This is a genomic window from Clostridium psychrophilum, assembly GCF_018861705.1.
GTDB classification, from domain to species: Bacteria; Bacillota; Clostridia; order Clostridiales; family Clostridiaceae; genus Clostridium_AD; species Clostridium_AD psychrophilum.
In genome coordinates, this window is the sequence record NZ_JAHLEC010000215.1 from 1 (window position 1) to 2,139 (window position 2,139).

Annotated in this window: 2 protein-coding genes, 1 tRNA gene and 1 rRNA gene; 2 read left to right on the forward strand and 2 right to left on the reverse strand. The window is 25.5% G+C overall.

Annotated elements, in window-relative coordinates; translation table 11 throughout:
- Both rrf and KPL38_RS19010 read left to right on the forward strand, forming a co-directional pair.
- A 5S ribosomal RNA gene (gene rrf, locus KPL38_RS19005) occupies positions 1-113 on the forward strand; the annotation flags it as partial.
- A gap of 8 nt (positions 114-121) precedes the next feature.
- Positions 122-198: transfer RNA gene (locus tag KPL38_RS19010), tRNA-Ile, on the forward strand.
- A 707-nt stretch (positions 199-905) separates the two neighbouring features.
- On the opposite strand, the gene KPL38_RS19900 is transcribed toward KPL38_RS19010, so the two are convergent.
- Positions 906-1,055: a hypothetical protein gene (locus KPL38_RS19900; RefSeq protein WP_246578051.1), complete on the reverse strand. Its 150-nt coding sequence runs from the start codon at positions 1,053-1,055 to the stop codon at positions 906-908.
- 24 nt (positions 1,056-1,079) lie between these two features.
- Positions 1,080-1,205: a hypothetical protein gene (locus KPL38_RS20165; protein WP_281419380.1), complete on the reverse strand. Its 126-nt coding sequence runs from the start codon at positions 1,203-1,205 to the stop codon at positions 1,080-1,082.
- Positions 1,206-2,139: the final 934 nt, after the last annotated feature.

Genomic DNA, 2,139 nt, shown 5'->3' on the forward strand with positions numbered 1-2,139 from the left:
GTGATTATGGCCTGAAGGTAACACCCGTTCCCATACCGAACACGAAGGTTAAGCTTCAATGCGCCGATGGTACTGCAGGGGTAACCTTGTGGAAGAGTAGGTTGTCGCCAGATAAAAATATGGATCTTTAGCTCAGTTGGTTAGAGCTACCGGCTCATAACCGGTCGGTCTGGGGTTCGAGTCCCTGAAGGTCCACCAAACAACAGTTCAATTAGAACTGTTGTTTTTATTTTACATAAATTTTAACATGTAGGAGAATAAAGTTAAGATTAAGATCCAATTGATTTTTGTTTAATTATATATACTAAAAAGTATTTACATATAATACTTCAACGGGTTCGCTCTTGAGGTGTAGGTATAGTAATTAACATATCAAATGGTATATACCATTAATAATAGAAAAAGCAGGAGGTGTCAAAACATACTGCTTTTTCTATTTTAGTTAGTTCTAATTATATTTGAAATTAAATAATACGGTGTTCTAAGAGAATTAGTCGGTTTTAATAGTTATGACGATTTATAAGAATGTTACAACATAACTTGTATTCACATTTCATGACGTATTATTCTCAATAAAATTTTATTTCTTAGAATTTTCTCGTTTAATTAATATATTAGTAATGTTGTAACCTATAAATATAAAACCTAAACCCAATATTAAGTATATCATTACCGTTAGTGGCCATATATTATAGTCCTGAAATAATATAATTAAAACTCCACTTGTAATAGCTAGTATAATACTATGCCATATTGAGAAATGATTCATGAATTTGATCATATGTAATCCCCTTTTGATTTATTTTAAAAGTTGAGTATTTTCGTACTGTACAATAAAATGTTAATTACAACTTTGACTATATCTATAATAAGTTGAGTGATTTTAGAATGAAATAAAATATTTATCATTCATACCTGCAATTAAATAAACTCCCAAAAGAAAAACAATCATTTGTCTTTGCAAGTGACTCCATCTTTTTAAACATTTCACCAACTTTGACCCCAAGAGTAACTTTTTCAATAAAAACTACTTGAGGAACTTGACATTTATTCAATTCAATTCAATTCATTTTGTTCTTTTAATATAATTCCATCAATAATATAATTCCATCAATAATTTTATTCTTAGGCTCAGACATTCCTTTAAACTCATCTAATAAAAGTTCTACATCCTGTTTATCCACCTTTATATTATCCTTTTTCATTAAAAAATTTCTCCGGAATATATTTATTTTAAACTATATAAAAGTAGCTTAAATAATTAATTTTACAAATCATATTAAAATCGATTTGAGTCGAGATATTTAATGATGTATTCTTAACTAATAGTAATTATAGCATATTTTTACATTTACAATTATTTTTCGTTTATAATTTTTGATTAGCACTATTATATAACATATCAATAGTACATAAAATATGTACTGCCATAAACTTATGGAACAAGAATTATTAATGCTAATTTCTGTGTAAATAATTCTATTGTTTTAAATAAAAATATTAACGAATATAGTAATATCAATAAAAATAATAATATCAATAAAAATAATATGATAATTATGACGTTAATCAGTATGTTATTTTTATTGATATTTTATTAAAAGCACCTCAAAATGGAACTTGTTGATAATACTTATGTATGTCATTTTATTGACTAAAAGTAGTTTTTGTGTTGTTAATCTTAGAAAATTGTAAATATATAAGTTATTAGAACAGAATACAATTGTAAATAAAGTTAATTTAGGTTATTTATATATATATATGTAGTCACGTGTGTCCGTATAGTTATATCTTAGTTTATTAGAGTAAATTGGAGCAAATAGGCTATAATTTTGTTAGATAAATAAACCGATAAATACATGACTTTATTATTATGATACAATATTCCTTGTCGTCACAAACGTGCGATGAATTAAGTTAAAGGTTAATCGTAATTTATTGAATTTTTAAATAAAAAATAAATTAAAAAAAGATTGACAAAAGAAGAAATACCTAGTAATATAGTAGAAGTCGTCAGATGATGACGAACAAGTTGGTCTTTGAAAATTAAACAGAGAATAGGTAAAGAAATGAAATAATATTTTGTTTTAACCAGTTAATTACTTTAGTATAAAGTAAAATTTAGTCGTAAGACTAAAA

Excerpts from the sequence above, each read along its gene's own strand:
- KPL38_RS20165 (WP_281419380.1), bottom strand. The coding sequence starts at position 1,205 with ATGAAAAAGGATAATATAAAGGTGGATAAACAGGATGTAGAACTTTTA.